Origin of the sequence: Streptomyces cinereospinus (assembly GCF_042430725.1) — a bacterium.
GTDB lineage: Bacteria > Actinomycetota > Actinomycetes > Streptomycetales > Streptomycetaceae > Streptomyces > Streptomyces cinereospinus.
In genome coordinates, this window is record NZ_JBHMCY010000011.1 from 110,692 (window position 1) to 129,188 (window position 18,497).

The 18,497-nt window shown below is 73.3% G+C and carries 18 protein-coding genes; 16 read left to right on the plus strand and 2 right to left on the minus strand.

All coding sequences use genetic code 11. The features are described from left to right. Nucleotides 1-326: 326 nt before the first annotated feature. The 10 genes from ACFF45_RS08345 to ACFF45_RS08390 all read left to right on the plus strand — a co-directional run bounded on the left by ACFF45_RS08345 (nt 327) and on the right by ACFF45_RS08390 (nt 10,345). Nucleotides 327-1,370 carry an NAD(P)/FAD-dependent oxidoreductase gene (locus ACFF45_RS08345; protein ID WP_381344016.1) on the plus strand — a complete coding sequence of 348 codons (1,044 nt, stop codon included), beginning with the start codon at nt 327-329 and terminating at the stop codon, nt 1,368-1,370. Nucleotides 1,371-1,475: 105 nt separating this feature from the next. Further along, nucleotides 1,476-2,801, plus strand: coding sequence for a lysine N(6)-hydroxylase/L-ornithine N(5)-oxygenase family protein (locus tag ACFF45_RS08350; protein ID WP_381344018.1), 1,326 nt, complete (start codon nt 1,476-1,478; stop codon nt 2,799-2,801). Between the two features lie 78 nt (nt 2,802-2,879). Continuing rightward, complete coding sequence (locus ACFF45_RS08355) at nt 2,880-3,245, plus strand: cupin domain-containing protein (protein ID WP_381344021.1); 366 nt, start codon at nt 2,880-2,882, stop codon at nt 3,243-3,245. Next, the gene (locus tag ACFF45_RS08360) at nt 3,245-4,885 is read left to right on the plus strand and encodes a class I tRNA ligase family protein (protein ID WP_381344023.1); all 1,641 of its coding nucleotides are present in this window, start codon (nt 3,245-3,247) and stop codon (nt 4,883-4,885) included. Before ACFF45_RS08355 ends, ACFF45_RS08360 begins: the two co-directional genes overlap by 1 nt. After that, the gene (locus tag ACFF45_RS08365; protein ID WP_381344026.1) at nt 4,882-6,144 is read left to right on the plus strand and encodes an ATP-grasp domain-containing protein; all 1,263 of its coding nucleotides are present in this window, start codon (nt 4,882-4,884) and stop codon (nt 6,142-6,144) included. Before ACFF45_RS08360 ends, ACFF45_RS08365 begins: the two co-directional genes overlap by 4 nt. Continuing rightward, nucleotides 6,141-6,503, plus strand: coding sequence for an avidin-fold protein (locus ACFF45_RS08370; protein ID WP_381344028.1), 363 nt, complete (start codon nt 6,141-6,143; stop codon nt 6,501-6,503). Before ACFF45_RS08365 ends, ACFF45_RS08370 begins: the two co-directional genes overlap by 4 nt. A 136-nt stretch (nt 6,504-6,639) precedes the next feature. Further along, the gene (locus tag ACFF45_RS08375) at nt 6,640-7,731 is read left to right on the plus strand and encodes an S-(hydroxymethyl)mycothiol dehydrogenase (RefSeq protein ID WP_381344030.1); all 1,092 of its coding nucleotides are present in this window, start codon (nt 6,640-6,642) and stop codon (nt 7,729-7,731) included. Nucleotides 7,732-7,792: 61 nt separating this feature from the next. After that, nucleotides 7,793-9,097, plus strand: a complete 1,305-nt coding sequence (locus ACFF45_RS08380; protein WP_381344033.1) for an MFS transporter — start codon at nt 7,793-7,795, stop codon at nt 9,095-9,097. A gap of 58 nt (nt 9,098-9,155) precedes the next feature. Next, nucleotides 9,156-10,070 (plus strand): HipA family kinase, encoded by a 915-nt coding sequence (locus tag ACFF45_RS08385; protein ID WP_381344035.1) that lies wholly within the window; start codon nt 9,156-9,158, stop codon nt 10,068-10,070. Beyond that, nucleotides 10,067-10,345 (plus strand): Rdx family protein, encoded by a 279-nt coding sequence (locus ACFF45_RS08390; protein WP_381344038.1) that lies wholly within the window; start codon nt 10,067-10,069, stop codon nt 10,343-10,345. The genes ACFF45_RS08385 and ACFF45_RS08390 overlap by 4 nt, the downstream gene beginning before the upstream one ends. 195 nt (nt 10,346-10,540) lie before the next feature. Here ACFF45_RS08390 and ACFF45_RS08395 read toward each other — a convergent pair whose 3' ends face one another. Continuing rightward, the gene (locus tag ACFF45_RS08395; protein ID WP_381344041.1) at nt 10,541-11,143 is read right to left on the minus strand and encodes a nucleotidyltransferase family protein; all 603 of its coding nucleotides are present in this window, start codon (nt 11,141-11,143) and stop codon (nt 10,541-10,543) included. 213 nt (nt 11,144-11,356) lie between these two features. On the opposite strand from ACFF45_RS08395, the gene ACFF45_RS08400 reads away from it, so the two are divergent. Continuing rightward, a complete protein-coding gene (locus ACFF45_RS08400; RefSeq protein ID WP_381344075.1) occupies nt 11,357-11,653 on the plus strand; it encodes a DUF5955 family protein in 297 nt (98 codons plus the stop codon). 171 nt (nt 11,654-11,824) lie between these two features. On the opposite strand, the gene ACFF45_RS08405 is transcribed toward ACFF45_RS08400, so the two are convergent. Next, nucleotides 11,825-12,622, minus strand: coding sequence for an IclR family transcriptional regulator (locus ACFF45_RS08405; RefSeq protein ID WP_381344044.1), 798 nt, complete (start codon nt 12,620-12,622; stop codon nt 11,825-11,827). A gap of 332 nt (nt 12,623-12,954) precedes the next feature. Between ACFF45_RS08405 and allB the strand changes: the two genes are divergently transcribed. From allB to ACFF45_RS08430, 5 genes are all read left to right on the plus strand, one after another. Continuing rightward, complete coding sequence (gene allB, locus ACFF45_RS08410) at nt 12,955-14,289, plus strand: allantoinase AllB (protein WP_381344047.1); 1,335 nt, start codon at nt 12,955-12,957, stop codon at nt 14,287-14,289. 32 nt (nt 14,290-14,321) lie between these two features. Further along, nucleotides 14,322-15,437, plus strand: a complete 1,116-nt coding sequence (gene alc, locus ACFF45_RS08415; RefSeq protein ID WP_381344048.1) for an allantoicase — start codon at nt 14,322-14,324, stop codon at nt 15,435-15,437. A gap of 200 nt (nt 15,438-15,637) precedes the next feature. Further along, nucleotides 15,638-16,465 (plus strand): AIM24 family protein, encoded by an 828-nt coding sequence (locus ACFF45_RS08420; RefSeq protein WP_381344051.1) that lies wholly within the window; start codon nt 15,638-15,640, stop codon nt 16,463-16,465. Nucleotides 16,466-16,608: 143 nt separating this feature from the next. Next, the gene (locus tag ACFF45_RS08425; protein WP_381344054.1) at nt 16,609-17,526 is read left to right on the plus strand and encodes a DMT family transporter; all 918 of its coding nucleotides are present in this window, start codon (nt 16,609-16,611) and stop codon (nt 17,524-17,526) included. A 98-nt stretch (nt 17,527-17,624) separates the two neighbouring features. Further along, a complete protein-coding gene (locus ACFF45_RS08430) occupies nt 17,625-18,020 on the plus strand; it encodes a guanyl-specific ribonuclease (RefSeq protein WP_381344057.1) in 396 nt (131 codons plus the stop codon). Nucleotides 18,021-18,497 lie beyond the last annotated feature (477 nt).

Consider the following 18,497-nt stretch of genomic DNA (forward strand, 5'->3'; position numbering starts at 1 on the left):
TGCGGCGGGGGAGGGGCCGATTAGGGCACCCTGCTCTGCGGTCACCGTAGGTCAGGGCCCCACACCTCACTGGTCCACTTCCGCACACGGCGATCGGTCCACTTGAACCGCCCTGGAAGGACGCGGCCTTTTCAGCCAAAGTCTGTTGACGCTTCTGCGCGGTTCCTGATTTCATTGGGCCGGTTTTGTTCGCATGTCAGGAGGGGGCGGCACGTGCGGGACGAACTGGGCACAGGCAGAAGGGCGGACGCCGCGACGCCCACTGCCGGGAGTGCCGTCACACGAGTTCGCGTTATTCCGCTTCCGTGCCACAAGGCCTCGGCGGAATGCGCATAGCCGTCGTCGGCGGCGGTATCGCGGGGGCGATGCTCGCCTTCCGGTTGCGGCAGGAGAGCCCGCGTGCCGAGCTGACCGTGTTCACCACCGCCGCCGCACCGGACGACGCGACGGCCGCCTCGGGCGGAATGGTCCGCGGTTTCGAGACGCATGCCGACTCCTGCCGCCTGGCGGCGGAGAGCCTGACGGAACTGCGCGGCAGCGCCTGGCTCACCCGGGCCGGCGACTACCGCGAGGTCGGGTCCGTGTACGTGCTCCCGCCGGACGAGGACCCGGCGGGGCGGCTGTCCGTGCTGGAGGAGCTGCTGCCCGGCTCCGCCCGGACCGAACCCGCGCACCGGCTGGCCGGCACGGCCGGCCTGCGCGGCCTGCCGGCCGGCGTCACGGCGGTGGTGGAGCGGCTGGCCGGCCATCTGTCCCCGGCCGGGCTGCGCTCGTCCGTGCTGCGCCGGCTCGCCGGGAGCGGGGTGCGGATCGTGCCCGCGACGGTCCGGCGGATCACCCGTCGGGCCGCCGTGCTGCTGCCCGACGGCAGCTCACGGCGGTACGACATGGTGGTGGCCGCGGCCGGGGCCTGGACGCCGTCGCTGCTGCCGCACTCCGGCGGCGGGCTGCGCACCAAGCGCATCCAGTACGGGGTGTACCCCCTCGACGTGCCCGGTCTGGGCGCGTTCGTCGACGCCAACTCGGACCTGTACGGACGCCCCTGCGGGCCGGGCCGGTTCCTGCTGGGCCAGGGCACCGACGACTGGGACGTGGTCCCCGGGCGGGTCGCGTCCGAACCGGCCCTGAGCGACCGGGTGCGCGCCGCCGCGCGCACCCTGTTCGGCAGGCCGGACGACCCGCTGGCACCGGTGCGGCTGGTCGCGTCCTTCGACTGCTACGCCCCTGACGGCGGCCTCAGGCTCCGCCCGGTGCCGGAGACCTCCCAGGTCTTCACCTTCACCGGCGGCAGCGGGGGAGCCGCCAAGACCGTGCTGGCGGCCAGCCGGCTGGCGGCACGGCACCTGCTCGGCACACCCGCCCCGCGCTAGGCCGCGCGGCGCCGCGACTCCTCTGTCCGATCTCCCTGAAGAACGCACCACCCGGTACCGGACCTCGAGTCCCGGATATCCGCGCGATTATCTTAGGAGAGGCCGTTGAAGCAGCAGCACGTGGAGCTCCTCGCCATCGGGGCGGGACCCGCGAACCTGGCACTGGCGGTGGCACTCGAGGAAATGGCCCCGGACGATCTGGTGGAGAACACCCTGGTCGTCGAGAAGAACTACGACATCGCCTGGCAGCGCGGCCTGCTGCTGCCCTGGACGCAAAGCCAGGTCTCGTTCCTCAAGGACCTGGTGACGCTGCGGAACCCGCGCAGCGCCTATTCCTTCGTCAATTACCTGCACGCCACCGGACGGCTGGACGAATTCGTCAATCTCGGCACGTTCACGCCGTACCGCCTGGAAATATCCCGCTATCTCGAATGGGTGGCCTCGTCGCTGCCGCGCGTGCGACTCGATTACGGGCGCCAGGTGGTGGCGGTCGAGCCGTTCAGGGAAGGCGACCGCATCACCGGATGGCTGGTGCGGTTCGCCGACGAGTCGACCGTCCACTGCCGTGACATCTCTTTCGGCATCGGGCGGGACCGGCACGTTCCGGAGCAGTTCGCCCAGCTGCCCGACGAGCGGGTCGTTCACAGCACCGAGTTCACCGCCAAGGTGAGCCGGCTCGATCCGGCCGCCGTTCGCAGGATCGTGGTGGTCGGCGGCGCGCAGAGCGCGGCGGAGATGCTGTGGGCCTCCTACCAGCAGTTCCCGCAGGCCGACTGCACCATGGTGATGCGCTCGATCGGCCTCGACAACTACGACAGCTCCAAGTTCACCAACGAGCTGTTCTACCCGTCCTCCGTGGACACGTTCTTCGCGGCGAGCCCCGAAGCGCGGGCCCAGCAACTGCAGGAGATCCACCGGAGCAACTACGGCGGGCTCGCGCCGGGGCTGCTGGACAGCATCTACCGGGAGATGTACCTGGAACGGCTCCAGGGCGGCCGGCGCCTGTCCATGGTCACCATGACCGACGTGGCCGACGCGCAGAAGGACGGCGACGAGGTGGTGCTGACCCTCGTGGACCGGCGTACCGGCCGCACCGAGGAACTCCGCTGCGACGTGGTCCTGCTCGGAACGGGCTTCAGCAAGCGGATGCCGGCCGTGGTCCGGGACCTGGCCGCCGCGATCGGCCTCGACGAGATCGCCGTCGACCGCAGCTACCGGATGGTGCTGCCGGAGACGGCCACGGCGAGGTGCTACCTGCAAGGTGTCAACGAGGCGACGCACGGCATCGCCGACTCCCTGATCAGCGTCCTGGCCGTCCGGTCCGGCGAGATCGTCACCGACCTGCTGGCCGGCCGGCACCCCGGCCCGCCGCCCGCCGGCCCGGACCCCGGGGCCGCCGGCCTGCTGCTGGAGACCCTCCCGCAGAACTGACCCCGCCCCGACTTTCGACCAGCCCTGCCGACCCACGACGAACCGATTCCCGCGGACCTAAGGCGAGATCTGATTCAGATGACGAGTATTCGCAGCCTCCGACGTGACAACCTCCAGCCGGACAACGGTCTGCGCGCCCAGCGCCTGATGCCCTGGCCCGAGCTCAACGCCCCGTTCGAGGGCTCCTGGTGCGTGGTGCCGCCGAACGCCGAGTCCGGTGCCCACTCCCACCACGAGTACGAGATCTGGGTGGCGATGACCGGCGCCGCGGAGATCGTGACCGACGCCGGGACGACGCCCTTCGTCGCCGGTGACATCGTCTACTTCACGCCCGGCGAGCGGCACCAGGTCGTCAACCGGGGCGACGAGGACTTCCAGATGTACGCCGTGTGGTGGGACGCGGAGATGTCCGAGCGGTTCACCGAGCGCCACGGGGCGACGTGATGACCACCGACGGCCGCCCGGCGATCATCGTGGCCGCCACCCCCACACCCAACGGCGACCTGCACGTCGGCCACCTGGCAGGCCCCTACCTCGCCGCCGACGTGTGCGCGCGCTACCTGCGGGCGAGCGGCAGGGAGGTCATCTACACGACCTGCACGGACGACAGCCAGAGTTACGTGGTGACCACCGCCCGCCGCCGCGGGGTCCCGCCCGAGCAGCTGTGCCGTACCTCCGCGGCGCAGATCCAGCAGTGCCTGGACGCGCTGGGCGTCTCCATGGCGGGGCTGCCGCCCATCGACGAGCGGTACCGGCAGACGGTGCTGTCCTTCGTCGGCGCGCTGCACGACGCCGGCCGCTTCCGGCTGCGCACGGTGCGGCTGCCCTACGCGGTGCGGGCGGGCGCGTTCCTCTACGACGGCCTGCTCAGCGGCGTCTGCCCGGTGTGCCTGGCCGGCAGCAGCGGGGGCGCCTGCGAGGACTGCGGCCACCCCAACAACTTCGACGAGCTGCTGGACGCGCGCTCCACGCTCGATCCCGAGGACCCGGTCGAGTACCGCGAACAGGACATCCTCGTCCTGCCGCTGGAGGAGTACCGCGACCGGCTCACCGACTACTTCGCGGCGCGGACACCGTCCTGGCGGCCGCGGGCCAGACGGCTGATCGCGGAACTCCTCGCCCGGCCGCTGCCCGACGTACCGGTGACCGTCCCCGGTACCTGGGGCATCCCGGCCCCCTTCGCGGAGACGCCGGGCCAGGTCCTCTACCCGTGGATCGAGGCGATGCCGGCGGTCATGCACAGCACGTCGTGGTCGGCGGAGCGGACCGGCGAACCCGAGGGGGCCGCCGACCGGCACTGGCTGGCCGGGGCGGAACCCCTCCTGGTCTACTTCCACGGCTTCGACAACGTCTTCCACTGGGGCCTGGTCGACCTGGTGATGCTCATGGCCCACGGCGACCGCTACGCCCTGCCGTCGTACAACGTCTCCAACGAGTTCTACGACCTGGACGGCGAGAAGTTCTCCACCGGCCGCAACCACCTGGTGCGCGGCATCGACCTGCTGAGCAAGGTGCCGCGCGACCTCGTGCGGTTCTACCTCGCCCTGTCCGGCCCCGAGTGCCAGCGCACCAACTACACCGAGGCCGACATGCACGAGGTGGTCACCCGGCGGCTGTGCGAGCCCTGGAACCGGCTCGCCGCGGCGACGGACCGCCTGTCCGCCCGGGCCGGCTCCGCCGCACTGCCGACCGGCCCGGCCGGCCGGCGACGGGCCGCCTCGGTCGCCGAGCGGCTGCGGCAGTGCTACGAACCGGCGAACTTCAGCGCCGGCCTGGCGGCCCAGACCGTCAGCTCCCAGCTCGTCCGGCTGTGCGCACAGGCCGAGTCGGCCGACCCCGGGTCGCTGGGCGACCTGTACCTCGAAGTGCGCACGCTGCTCGCCCACGCGGCACCGATCCTGGTGGACGCGGCCGCGGAACTGACCGCCACCGGACAGGACCTCTCCCTGACCGGCGCGGCGGACCAGGAGATCACCCCCTTCCGGATGCCCCGGCTTCCGACGACCACGGACTCGGCGCACTGGCAGGCCGACCGGCGGCCGGCCGCGTCCCCCGCGCACGACGAGGCAGGGAACGACAGGTGAAACTGCTCGCTATCGAAAGCCGCCAGTACCTGGAGTACTACAAGTCCCGTTACGAGCAGATCGAGGCGCTGGGTGCCGAGCTGTTCGTGCTGAACGGCGAGGGCGCCGAGGACTTCTGGCCGGCCGGCCGCTACCGCGTGGTCGGGTCCAAGCACATCGCCGACATCGTCGCCGAGGCCGAGAAGTGGCACGCCGGTGAGCGGTTCGACGGCGTGCTGACCTTCTCCGAGGCGGCCGTCACCACGGTGGCCGCGGTGGCGGAGGCGCTCGGCCTGCCCGGCATCGGCCTGGAGGCGGCCGTCGCCAGCCGCAACAAGTACGTGATGCGCCGGGCCCACGAGCGGGCCGGGGCACCGCACCCCGCGTACCGGCTGGTCACCCGGCTCGACGAGGCGCACGCCGCCGCGGCCGAGTTCGGCTACCCCGTCGTCGTCAAGCCGACTCTCGGCGCGGCCAGCAACTTCGTCTTCCGGGTGGACGATCCGGAGCAGATGACGGAGCGGTTCGAGCAGGCGATCACCGGCATCGGCTCCATGGTGTGGGCCGAGTCCGAGGCCGACGGCCTCGACCTGGGTCCGCGGGCGCTGCTCGTCGAGTCCTTCCTCGACGGTCCGGAGTACCTCATGGAGGTGCTGGTCTGGGACGACGAGGTCTATCTGGGCTCGGTGGTGGACCGCATCACCGCCGAGGGCAGCACGTTCGACGACGACGTGCACCACGCGCCCACGTCGCTGGGCCCCGAGGACCTCGCCGCCGTGCACGAGGCCGTGGCCGCCGGGGTACGGGCACAGGGCCTGCGGCGCAGTGTGCTGCACGCCGAGGTCCGCTTCCACCGGGGCAGGCCCTACCTGCTGGAGATCGCCGCGCGGGTGGGCGGCGGCGGGCTGGACGAGATCGCCCGGCTCACCGCCGGGTACGACCCGATCACCGCCGTGATGGACGTCGCCCGCGGGGTCCGGCCCGCGGCGGGCCACTACGCCCCGACCGGCGTGCACGTGACCGCCATGTGCCTCATCTGCGACGCCGGGGTCGTCGGGCAGGTCCATGTGCCCGACGAGGTCGCCGAGTCGGAGAGGGTCTTCCTGCTGAAGATCACGGCGAGCCCGGGGGACGTGATCCGGCGTCCGCCGGAGGGCAACTCCATCCTCGGGTTCCTCGGCACCACCGGGGACTCCCTGCGGGACGCGTTCGACACCATGACCGAGCTGGCGAGCAGGGTCACCGTCACCTACGCCGACGACGACCGGAGGCCCGCGTGATCGACTACGACGGCCGGCGCTTCAGTCCGGTGGCCGACGGCGGGCCGGAGGAGGAGCGGGTCGCGACGTACCACCAGGACGGCGACCTGCTGTGGGGCGAGTTCTCCGGCGGGCGGGCCCGGCGCGGCTCGCTGACCGGCATCTGCGGCCCGGACGGCTCCCTTCGGTTCGCCTACTGCATGGTGCTGGAGGACGGCGAGATCGTCTCCGGCCGCTGCGTCAGCACCCCGCAGGTCCTCCAGGACGGCCGGATCAGGCTGCGGGAGGTGTGGGAGCGCTACGGTCCGCACGCGGACAGCGGCGTGTCCTACCTCCAGGAACTCCCGGCCCCCCGGCCCGCGGCCGGCCGCGCCCCCTGAACGACGGCGTCCGCCAGGCCGCCCACCGGTCCGCCCGCGCCGCCGGGCGGACCGGACCCCTGCCCCAACCAGCCCCCACCAGCGCCACGCGGTACCGCACAGCGCCGGCCAGCGAGTGAAGAAGGAGATGGGCGCGATGCCCCAGACGGTTCAGGCAGTGGTCGCCCCCGGCAAGGGACGACCGGCGGAGGTACGGGACATCGTCGTGCCCGACCCGGGCCCGGGCGAGGTGACCGTCCGGGTCCAGGCGTGCGGCATCTGCCGTACCGACCTGCACTACCGCGACGGGGTCATCAACGACGACTACCCGTTCCTGCTCGGGCACGAGGCCTCCGGAGTGGTCGAGCAGGTCGGGCCGGGCGTGCACGACGTCGCCCCGGGCGACTTCGTGATCCTGAACTGGCGGGCGGTCTGCGGCCGGTGCCGGCCCTGCCGGCGCGGTGTGCCGACCGCGTGCGTCAACGAACTGGGCGCGACCCAGAAGATGACGCTGACCACCGGCGAGCCGCTGACCCCCGCCCTGGGCATCGGCGCGCTGGCCGAGCTGACCCTGGTGCACAGCGGGCAGTGCACCCCGGTCGACCCGGCCGTCGACCCCGCGGTGGCGGGGCTGGTCGGCTGCGGCGCGATGTCCGGTCTCGGCGCGGCGCTGAACACCGGCAACGTCCGTCCGGGCGACTCGGTCGCGGTGATCGGCGTGGGCGGCGTCGGCGCCGCCGCGGTGGCCGGTGCCCGGCTGGCCGGGGCGACGCGGATCATCGCCGCGGACATCGACCCCCGCAAGCTCTCCTGGGCCGCGGAACTCGGCGCCACCGACGTGATCGACGTGACCTCGGCCACGGACGTCGTCGGCGCGATCAAGGAACTCACCGGCGGGCTGGGCGCCGACGTGGTCATCGACGCGGCCGGCTACCCGGAGACCTGGCAACAGGCGTTCTACGCACGCAGCATCGGCGGTACCTTCGTCCTGGTCGCCCGGCCCGACGCGGGCATGCGGCTGGAGATGCCCCTGCTGGACGCCTTCCTGCACGGGGGGACGTACAAGACGTGCTGGTACGGCGACTGCCTGCCGTCCCGGGACTTCCCCGCGCTGGTCGACCTGCATCTGCAGGGCAGGCTCCCGCTGGAGCAGTTCGTCACCGAGCGCATCGGCCTCACGGACGTGGAGAAGGCGTTCGACAGCCTGCGGCGAGGCGAGGTGCTGCGCAGCGTCGCGGTCCTGGGCTGACGCCCTCGGCCCGGGCACCTGTGCTCAGTCCGCGCCATCTCCCCTACCGAAGGTGCCTCCGTTGCCCACCACCCCCAGACCCACCCGCCACGCCGGAAAGACCGTCCTGGCGGTGCTCACCGCCTCGGCGTTCCTGCTCACCCTCGCGGGCTCCGCCCTGAAGAACACCCTCCAGGTGTACTTCCTGCCCATCACCGGCGACTTCGGCGGCTCCCGGTCCGACCTGGCGTGGGCCGTCACCCTGTTCTCGGTCGCCACCGCGGTCTTCTCCCCGCTCGTGGGCAGTGTCGCGGACCGCATCGGCGGCGCCCGGACCCTCGCCGTCGGATCCCTGCTGGCGGGCGTGGCGCTGCTGGGGTGCGCGCTGTCCGGGCCGCTGTGGCTGTTCATCGTGATCTACAGCCTCGTCGCGGCGCTCGCGCTGACCATGCTGTCGTACGTGCCGCTCGGCGTCTTCGTCGACGAGCTCTTCCAGGACGGGCGCAAGGGGCTGGTCTACGCGCTGATCACCAACGGCGGCGCCGTGGGCTTCATCCTGCTGGTCCCGCTGTGGACCTGGCTCGGGCAGTGGCTGACCTGGCGGACGGTGCTGGGCGGGGTCGGCGTGGTGTTCCTCGTCGTGCTGACGCCGCTGGCCCTGGTGGTGACCCGGCAGTCCGGCCGGGTGACCGCCTCCGCGGGACAGGGCGCGGGCACCGCCGAGACGGTGGCCGCGCCGTCGTTCGGCAGCCAGCTGCGCATGTGCCTGCGCTCCGGTGAACTGCGCCTGCTCGGGCTGGCGTTCGTCGGCTGCGGCTTCACCATGGCCTTCATCGATGTGCACTTCGTACCGTTCATGTCGGACCATCACATGGGGGACGCCGTCAGCTCGTCGGCGATCGCGCTGCTGGGGGCCTTCGAGATCGCCGGCAGCCTGCTGGCCGGCTGGCTGTGCGACCGCGGGCACGTGAAGGCGGTCCTCGTCGGCGCGTACGTGACCCGCGCCGTCGCCATGGTGCTGCTCGTGCTGACCCCCTCGCCGGCCATGGCGCTGCTCTTCGGCACGGTCTTCGGCCTCAGCTACCTCGCGTCGGTGATCGCGACCTCGATGTGGATCGCCCGGGTGCTCCCGGTCTCCGTCCGCGGCACGGCGATGGGCCTGGTCTGGATGGTGCACGCGCTGGGCGTGGCCCTGTCCAGTCAGTTCGGGGCCGTCATGCAGGACCGCACGCACAGCTACGTCCCGATCATCCTCAGCTGCGCGGTGCTGACCGCCGTCTCCGCGCTGACCGTGCTGCCCGCGGGCTCGGCCCGCCCGGCCGCGCCGGTGCGCAAGGAGGACGACGACCCCTCCCGGCCGGACCTGGCGGACACCCCGGCACCCTGACGCGTCTGGTTATGCTCACCTCAGGCCGGAGGCCGGCTCCCCGGTGTGAGGACGTGACATGCTGACCGAGGTCACCGCGACCCGCTACATCGCCCCCCTGCGCTCCGGCGGCTCCGTCCCCGGCGTCGTCGAGGCCGACGACCTGGGGACGTACGTCGTGAAGTTCACCGGCTCCGCGCAGGGCCGCAAGGCGCTGGTCGCCGAGGTGATCGTCGGTGAGCTGGCGCGCGCGCTGGGGCTGCGCTTCCCGGAGCTGGTGCTGGTCCGCTTCGACCCGGCCGTCGCCGGCCACGAGGAGCACCAGGAGGTGCGCGAGCTGCACGCGTCCAGCGCCGGGATCAATCTCGGCATGGACTATCTGCCGGGCGCCCGGGACTTCACGCCGGAGGTCGCGAGGACCTTCCGGGTGGAGCCGCTGGAGGCCGGGCGGATCGTCTGGCTCGACGCGCTGACCGTGAACGTCGACCGCACGGTGCACAGCTCCAACCTGATGATCTGGCCGACGCTCGGCGTCGCCCCGCCCCGCCTGTGGCTGATCGACCACGGAGCGGCGCTGGTCTTCCACCACCGCTGGGACCTGTCGGCGCCCGGCAAGAGGTACGACTTCCGGCACCACGCCCTCGGCCACTGCGCGCCCGACGTGCGGGCCGCCGACGCCGAGCTGGCGCCCCGGGTGACCGAGGAGCTGCTGCGTGAGATCGTGGGGCGGGTGCCGGACGCCTGGCTGCTCGGCGAGCGGGGCTTCGCCGCGGCCGAGGAGGTCCGTGAGGCGTACGTGGGCCATCTGCACGCGCGCGTGCGAGCGTCCGGCGCGTGGCTGCCCACCGACTTCCCGACCCGTGAGGAGATCGCCGCCGAGGAGGCCCTGCGCGCGGCGCGGACCCGGCAAGGCAGGCCGAAGTGGCTCAAGCAGGTCCCCGACCTGCACGGCGAACCGGCCGCGGAACAGGATTGGTCGGTGCACCTGCAATGACGTCCACGACCCAGCGGGTCCAGATCGAGTACTGCACCCAGTGCGGATGGCTGCCGCGGGCGGCCTGGCTGGCGCAGGAGCTGCTGACCACCTTCGGGGCGGAACTGACCGAGCTGGCCCTGAAACCGGGCACCGGCGGGGTCTTCGTCGTGCGGGTGAACGACGAGGTGGTGTGGGACCGGCGGGAACAGGGCTTCCCGGAGCCCACGGGGGTCAAGCGGCTCGTGCGCGACCGAGTGGCCCCGGGGAAGTCCCTGGGCCACTCGGACAAGTGAGGCCGCCCGCCGCGGCTCAGCACTTCCTTCAGCGGTGGCACCGGGTGCCAGAAGACGCCGGCGGGGAATACCGCACCTGCTGCGCGGTCGGGTGCCTCTGGTAAATGGATATTAGTTTCCTCATTATGGATTCAATGGTTTGTTGATGTCGGGATTCTCCACGCCGAGGCGAGGCGGCGCTGGGTGCCGCCCCGCTCACTCGAGGTGGCTCAGGTCGGCCGCCGTGTCGATGTCGTACGGCCGTGCCACGTCACCGCACTCGACGAGGCGGACCGCGGCCGCGTGCTCCGTCAGGTACGCGCGTGCCCCCCGGTCGCCGCTCGCGGTCGCCGCGACCCCCGCCCAGTGCGCGGCGCCGAGCAGCACGGGGTGGCCGCGGACGCCGTCGTAGGCGGCCGAGGCCAGCGAGGACTCGTCGGAGCAGGCGGCCAGCACGCGCGCGACCGCCTCCGGCCCGATGCCGGGCTGGTCGACGAGCGACACCAGCGCGGCGCGCGCGCCCGTCCCGGTGAGCGAGCGCAGCCCGGCCCGCAGCGAGGAGCCCATGCCCCGCTCCCACGCCGGGTTCTCCACCAGCACGCAGCCGGACAGCTCCGCCCGCTGCCGTACGGCGTCGGCGCGCGCCCCCAGGACCACGTGCACGCGCGCGCAGCCGGCCGCCCGCAGCACCCCGACGGCGTGCTCGACCAGGGGGCGGCCCCGGTGTTCGAGCAGCGCCTTGGGCCGGCCGCCGAGCCGGCGTCCGCCGCCCGCGGCGAGCAGCAGGGCGGCGACCGGGGGTGCGTTCTGATCCGTCATGGGTCCTGCATACCCGACCGCGCGCGGGCCGGACGGTGTCGTGGGGCTGAATTTCGGTCCGCGCGGTGGCGCGACGGCACCCGGTGGCGTTAACTGGCCCGCGTCCCCCGGCGCACGAACGGCGCCAGGGGGCGCACGGGGGATCGGGGCGGGACTGCGTACACCGTTGTGCCAGGGGGGAGAGCTGTGTTGCGGAGCTTGGGGCAGAGGCCGGTGACCGGCAGCGACGAGGACCCGAGAGTGGCGGAGCTGCGGACCGCCGTGTCCCGGCTGCGCCGCGAACTGGCCGCGCATCCGGGGGAGTTCACCGACCGGGTCGTCGCCGAGGAGGAGCTCGCGGCGCTCGCCGCGATGACCGCCGACGGCCCGCCCGAGGTCCCGCGGCTGCGCCGGTCGCTGCTGCTGATCGCCGGGGCGATCGGATCGGTGAGCGCGCTGTCGCGAGGGCTGTCGCAGGTCCGGGACGCGGTGGAGCTGTTCGGCGAACCGCCCCGGCGAGACGCCCCCTGAGGGAGGTCTCCCCCGGGTCCGGTACGGCTCAGCGCCAGGGGCGGAACGGGAACGGCCCGTCGCCCTCGAAGCGCACCCTCCTGATCGTCACGCGGATCGGCGAGCGGCCGTGCGAGGTGCGGACGACGGCCTCCCGGCCGGCGTGCCGACCGGACCAGTGCGCCGGCCCCGTCACGCGGGGTTCTGGCTGACCAGGGCCTCGGACAGCTCCGCGGCGATCTGCTGGAGCACCGGCACGATCCGCTCCGTGGCCGCCTCCGTGACGCGGCCGGCCGGGCCCGAGATGGAAATGGCGGCGGAGGTGGGGGAGTCGGGCACCGGCACCGCCAGGCAGCGGACGCCAATCTCCTGTTCGTTGTCGTCGACCGCGTACCCGAGGCGGCGCACGTCGGCCAGCGCCGCGAGGAAGCCCTCCGGCGTGGTGATCGTCTTCTCCGTCGCGGCGGGCATGCCGGTGCGGGCGAGCAGGGCGCGCACCTCGTCGTCCGGGGTGCCGGCCAGGAGCGCCTTGCCCACGCCGGTGGAGTGCGGCAGGACCCGCCGGCCCACCTCGGTGAACATGCGCATCGAGTGCTTGGACGGCACCTGGGCGACGTAGACGATCTCGTCCCCGTCGAGCAGTGCCATGTTGGCCGTCTCCCCGGTCTCCTCGACCAGCCGGGCGAGGTGGGGGCGGGCCCAGGTGCCGAGCAGCCGGGAGGCGGACTCGCCGAGCCGGATCAGCCGGGGGCCGAGCGCGTAGCGGCGGTTGGGCTGCTGGCGGACGTACCCGCACGCCACCAGGGTGCGCATCAGCCGGTGGATGGTCGGCAGGGGCAGGCCGCTGCTCGCGGAGAGCTCGCTCAGGCCGACCTCGCCGCCCGCGTCCGCCATCCGCTCCAGCAGGTCGAAGGCGCGCTCGAGGGACTGGACGCCGCCGCCGTTGGCGGACTTGGCGGCGTCGGTGGTGCTGGCGCTGGACGTCGGCACGGCGCGTTCCTTTCGAGGCTGGCTGGCGGGCAGAAGCCTACCCGGCAGCAGGTCGGCTCCCCGCTTGTACGCGGCGTCGTTCTGTCTGTTGGAATCTTAATTCCGCTTTGTGGAAACGTCCAGATCTCAGGGTCGCGGGCGCACTGTGGAGCAGGCCTCGGGGTCGCGGGCGCACCGGGGACCAGGCCTCGGGGTCGCGGGCGCACTGGGGAGAGGTGCGCCCTTGACGGTGCGCGGACGGGAGGCGAGACTCCTTCAACAGAACGTTGAAAGTGACGGCAGCGCGTCGCGCACGCCGACGCGGCAGCGCACCGACCGGGAGAGGGGTCCGGGTGTCCGACGCTGAACTGGTGCTGCGCTCGACGCGCGTCATCACGCCCGAGGGGACGCGCCCCGCGTCCGTCGCGGTCGCCGGCGGCACGATCACCGCCGTCCTGCCGTACGACGCCCCCGCCGGGGGCGTCCCGCTGACGGACCTCGGCGACGACGTCCTGCTGCCCGGCCTGGTCGACACCCACGTGCACGTCAACGACCCCGGCCGCACCGAGTGGGAGGGCTTCTGGACCGCCACCCGCGCCGCGGCGGCCGGCGGCATCACCACCCTCGTCGACATGCCGCTCAACTCCCTGCCCCCGACCACGACCGTCGACCACCTGCGCACCAAGCAGGAGGTGGCCCGCCGCGCGGCGCACGTCGACGTCGGCTTCTGGGGCGGCGCGCTGCCCGGCAACGTCAAGGACCTGCGCCCGCTGCACGAGGCCGGCGTCTTCGGCTTCAAGGCGTTCCTGTCGCCGTCCGGCGTCGACGAGTTCCCGCACCTCGACCAGGAGCAGCTCGCCCGCTCCCTGGCCGAGACCGCCGGGTTCGGCGGCCTGCTGATCGTGCACGCCGAGGACCCGCACCACCTCGCCGCCGCCCCGCAGCAGGGCGGCCCCCGGTACGCCCACTTCCTCGCCAGCCGTCCGCGCGACGCCGAGGACACCGCGATCGCCCACCTGATCGCCCAGGCGAAACGCCTGCACGCGCGCGTGCACGTGCTGCACCTGTCCTCCGGCGACGCGCTGCCCCTGATCTCCGCCGCCCGCGCCGAGGGCGTGCCCGTCACCGTCGAGACGTGCCCGCACTACCTGACGCTGACCGCCGAGGAGGTCCCGGACGGCGCCAGCGAGTTCAAGTGCTGCCCGCCCATCCGCGAGGCCGCCAACCAGGACCTGCTGTGGCGGGCGCTGGCCGACGGCACGATCGACTGCGTGGTCACCGACCACTCCCCGTCCACCGCCGACCTCAAGACGGACGACTTCGCCACCGCCTGGGGCGGCATCTCCGGACTCCAGCTGAGCCTGCCGGCGGTGTGGACCGAGGCCCGCGAGCGCGGCCACACCCTGGAGGACGTGGTCCGCTGGATGTCCACGCGGACGGCGGAACTCGTGGGGCTGCGCCGGAAGGGCGCCATCGAGGCCGGCCGGGACGCCGACTTCGCCGTGCTCGCGCCCGACGAGACCTTCACCGTGGACCCGGCCGCCCTCCAGCACCGCAACCGCGTCACCGCCTACGCCGGGCGCACCCTCAGCGGCGTCGTGAAGTCCACCTGGCTGCGCGGCGAACGCATCGTGGCGGACGGCGAGTTCACCGCACCGAAGGGGCGGCTGCTCACCCGCACCTCCTGAACCCCGACGGCAGAGAGGCAGACCTGATCACCGTGACGGCGACATCGAGATTCACCGGCGACGCGAGCCCCTACGGAGGCGGCGACCCGTACGCGGACTACCGCACCGCCCACTTCCCCTTCACCCAGTACGCCAACCTCGCCGACCGCCGGCTCGGTGCCGGAGTCGTCGCCGCCAACGACGAGTTCTTCGCCCCGCGCGAGAACCTGCTGGTGCCCGAGCGCGCCGAGTTCGCCCCCGAGCACTTCGGGCACAAGGGCAAGATCATGGACGGCTGGGAGACCCGGCGCCGCCGCGGCGCCTCCGCCGCGCACCCCTGGCCGGCCGCCGAGGACCACGACTGGGCGCTCGTCCGCCTCGGCGCGCCCGGCGTGATCCGCGGCATCGTGGTCGACACCGCCCACTTCCGCGGCAACTACCCGCAGTCCGTGTCCGTCGAGGGGGCGTGCCTCCCCGGCTCCCCGTCCCCCGGGGAGCTGCTCGCCGCCGACGTGACGTGGACGCCCCTGGTCCCGCGCACGCCGGTCGGCGGCCACGCGGCGAACGGCTTCGCCGTCCCGGCCGAGCGGCGCTTCACGCACCTGCGCGTCAACCAGCACCCCGACGGCGGCATCGCGCGCCTGCGCGTGTACGGCGAGGTGGTGCCCGACCCCGAGTGGCTGGCGGCGCTGGGCACCTTCGACGTGGTCGCCCTGGAGAACGGCGGCCGGGTCGAGGACGCCTCCGACCGCTTCTACTCGCCGGCCACCCACACCATCCAGCCGGGCCGCTCGCACAGGATGGACGACGGCTGGGAGACCCGCCGCCGCCGGGACCGGGGCAACGACTGGATCCGCTACCGGCTGGTGGAGCGGTCCGAGATCCGCGCGATCGAGATCGACACCGCGTACCTGAAGGGCAACAGCGCGGGCTGGGCGTCGGTGTCCGTACGGGACGGCGGGGGCGGCGAGTGGACCGAGGTGCTGCCCCGCACCCGCCTGCAGCCCGACACCGACCACCGGTTCGTGCTCCCGGCCCCGGCCACCGGCACGCACGCGCGCGTGGACATCTTCCCGGACGGCGGGATCTCCCGCCTGCGCCTGTTCGGCTCCCTCACCGGCGAGGGCGCGGCGCGTCTGACGGCGCGCCACCGGGAACTGGGCGGCTGACGCCCGTCCGGCTCGCGGAGCGCACCCGTCCGGAGGCGCCGGTGCGCCCCGCGCGGCTCACGTCCCGTGCCCGCCGTCGACCGAGCACCGAGACGTCGTGCCACCATTCCAGCGACGGCCCCACCCGGCCGCCGGCGGCGAACGGACACCGAGGTCGCGCACCCGGAACCCGGGGCGACACCACGCGCGTTCTTCCCGATGTGACCCTTCGGCACGAGATCGTCGGCAACGCCACGCAGCTGGTGGTCGTCACCCTGCGCCCGGGGCAGACCGTGTACTGCGAGGCGGGGACGTTCCGCTTCAAGACCACGAACGTGACCATGGAGACCCGGCTGTCCGCCCCGTCCGGCGGCGGCGCGGCACCGGGCCGCCCCAAGGGCGCCGCGGCGGCGGGGATCGGCGGCCTGCCGCGCCCGGCCCTCGGCACGGCCGTGCAGACCGGCCGGCGGGCCCCGGCGGACGAGTCACCGGCGTTCCAGTACCTCACCGCGCAGGACGGCGAGGGCACCGCCGGCTTCGCCGGGGTGCTGCCCGGCGAGCTGCGAGCCCTGGAACTCGACGGCACCCGCGCGTGGTGCGCCCAGCGGAACGCCGTCGTGGCCGCCGAGTCCACCGTCGGGTTCGCCCTCCTCGACCTCCGCGGCGGGCGGACCGGCACAGCGGGCGGCGAGGGCGTCGCCCTGGGGCGGCTCACCGGCCGCGGCACGGTGATCATCGCGGGCGCCGGCACCTTCGTCGACCTCAACCCGGCCGGCCTCGGCGGCCGCGTCGAGGTCGGCGCCGGCTCCCTGGTGGCCTTCGAGGAGAGTGTCGGGTACGGCGTCCGGCGCGCCGGCGGCCCGGACCGCCCCAGCCTGATGCACGCGGTGTCCGGCGGCGAGGGCGTGGCCCTGGCCACGCTGGAGGGCGACGGCAGCGTCCTGCTGCAGTCCACGACCGTCCAGGGCCTGGCGACCGCCCTGAACAGGACCCAGGGCGGTGACCGGCAGGGCCCGGCGAGCGGCTTCTCCCCGACGCCCGCCGGGTGAGTGCGGACCGGGCCCCGCACGTCCCGTCGAAGAACCCCCGGAAAACACCTGGTCCCGCGCGGAACCCACCGGTACGGTGATCGTCCCCGTGCGAGCCGGCGCCGTCTTCGCACCTCACCGCCGAAGACCGGAGCCGCCGCCCCATGACGTCGTCGACCGTCGCACCGGCCGTCCTCGCCCCCCGCCGCGCCTGGCTCGCCGACCTGCCCGTACTGATGGTGGCGGTGGTCTGGGGCGCGAGCTACCTCGCCGCCAAGGACATCACCACCGCCCGGACGGTGATCGCGGTCCTGGTGCTGCGGTTCGCGCTGGTGCTGCCGGTCCTGGTGGTCGTGGGGCGGCGCTCGCTGCGGGCGCTCACCGCGGCCCAGTGGCGCGGGGCGGGCCTCCTCGGCCTGATCCTCGGCGGGATCTTCCTGCTGGAGACGTACGGTGTCGTGCACACCTCGGCCACCAACGCGGGCCTCATCATCAGCCTCACCATGATCCTCACGCCGCTCGCCGAGGCGGCCGTGACCCGCACCCGGCCGTCCGCGGCCTTCCTCGGCGCGGCGGCCGTCTCGGTGCTGGGCGTCGTCCTGCTCACCCAGGGCGGCGGTTTCACCCGCCCGTCCTCCGGTGACCTGCTCATGCTCCTCGCGGCCCTCGCCCGCACCCTGCACGTCATGGCGATGTCCCGCGTCAAGGCGGTCCAGGACGCCCCCGCGCTGCCGCTGACCACCGTCCAACTCGGCACCTGCCTGGTGGTGTTCGCGCTGCTGTCCGGCGGTACCGGGGCGAGCCCGTGGGACACCGCGGCGGGCTTCGGGGCGCGGGAGTGGGCCGGGCTGCTGTTCCTGTCCGTGCTGTGCACGCTGTTCGCGTTCTTCGTGCAGATGTGGGCCGTGCGGCGCACCTCCCCGTCCCGGGTGAGCCTGCTGCTGGGCACCGAGCCCCTGTGGGCCGCCGCGGCCGGCATCGCGCTCGGCGGCGAACGGCTCGGCGCGCTCGGGCTGCTGGGCGGCGCGCTGGTCCTGCTGGGCACCTCGTGGGGCCGCCGGGCGGCGGACGCGCCTCGGTAGTTCACTTCGTTAACTCACCGAGAACTGCCGTGACATGACGGCGAACTCTGCCGACTTGTCATTGACATGCCACTGTCTACGCGCGTCATCATACGTCCATGAGATTCCCCCCACGCGCCACCCGCATCGGCGCCGCAGCCGCTCTCCTGTCCGCTCTGCTCGTCGGCGGCACGGTCTCCGCCGCCCCGGCGGGCGCCGCCGCCACGGCGGTCGGCAGCATCTGCTACGGCGACCTGCCGTCGCAGGCGTACACCACCCTGGGCCTGATCGAGCAGGGCGGGCCGTTCCCGTACTCGCAGGACGGCCAGACCTTCTACAACCGCGAGGGCATCCTGCCCAGCCAGTCGAGCGGCTACTACCACGAGTACACGGTCAGGACCCCCGGTGTCTCCACACGCGGCGCCCGCCGGATCGTCACCGGTGAGGACTACCAGGAGGACTACTACACGGCGGACCACTACGCGTCGTTCGACCTGATCGACTACGGCTGCTGAGCGAGCCCCCACCGGGCTCGGCCGGGCTCACGGCCCGGAACGCCGGCATCCGACGCACGGATACGACCCTCGCCCCGCGGACTCCCGTTTTCGTCCGCCGCGGGGCGGGGACCCGGGCTGTGAGTGATCACGTATCCTCCCATGTCGGCGCCGGACCACGGCGATTGACGCGGGTCCGGTGCCGGGCCGGCGTCGGCGCGGCCGGCGGTACCGGACGTCTCGGGAGGGAACAGCACAGTGAGTTTCGGGGGCCCCAATCCGTACCAGCCGCACTGGCCACCGAACGGCGGGCCCCCGCCACCGCCCCACAACCCGGGACCGTACGTCCCGCCGCCTGCGAACTCCGGGCCGTATGTCTCGCCGTCCCCGCACCCGGGCCCGTATGTCCCGCCGCCGCCTGCGAACTCCGGGCCGTATGTCTCGCCGTCCCCGCACCCGGGCCCGTATGTCCCGCCGCCGCCTGCGAACTCCGGGCCG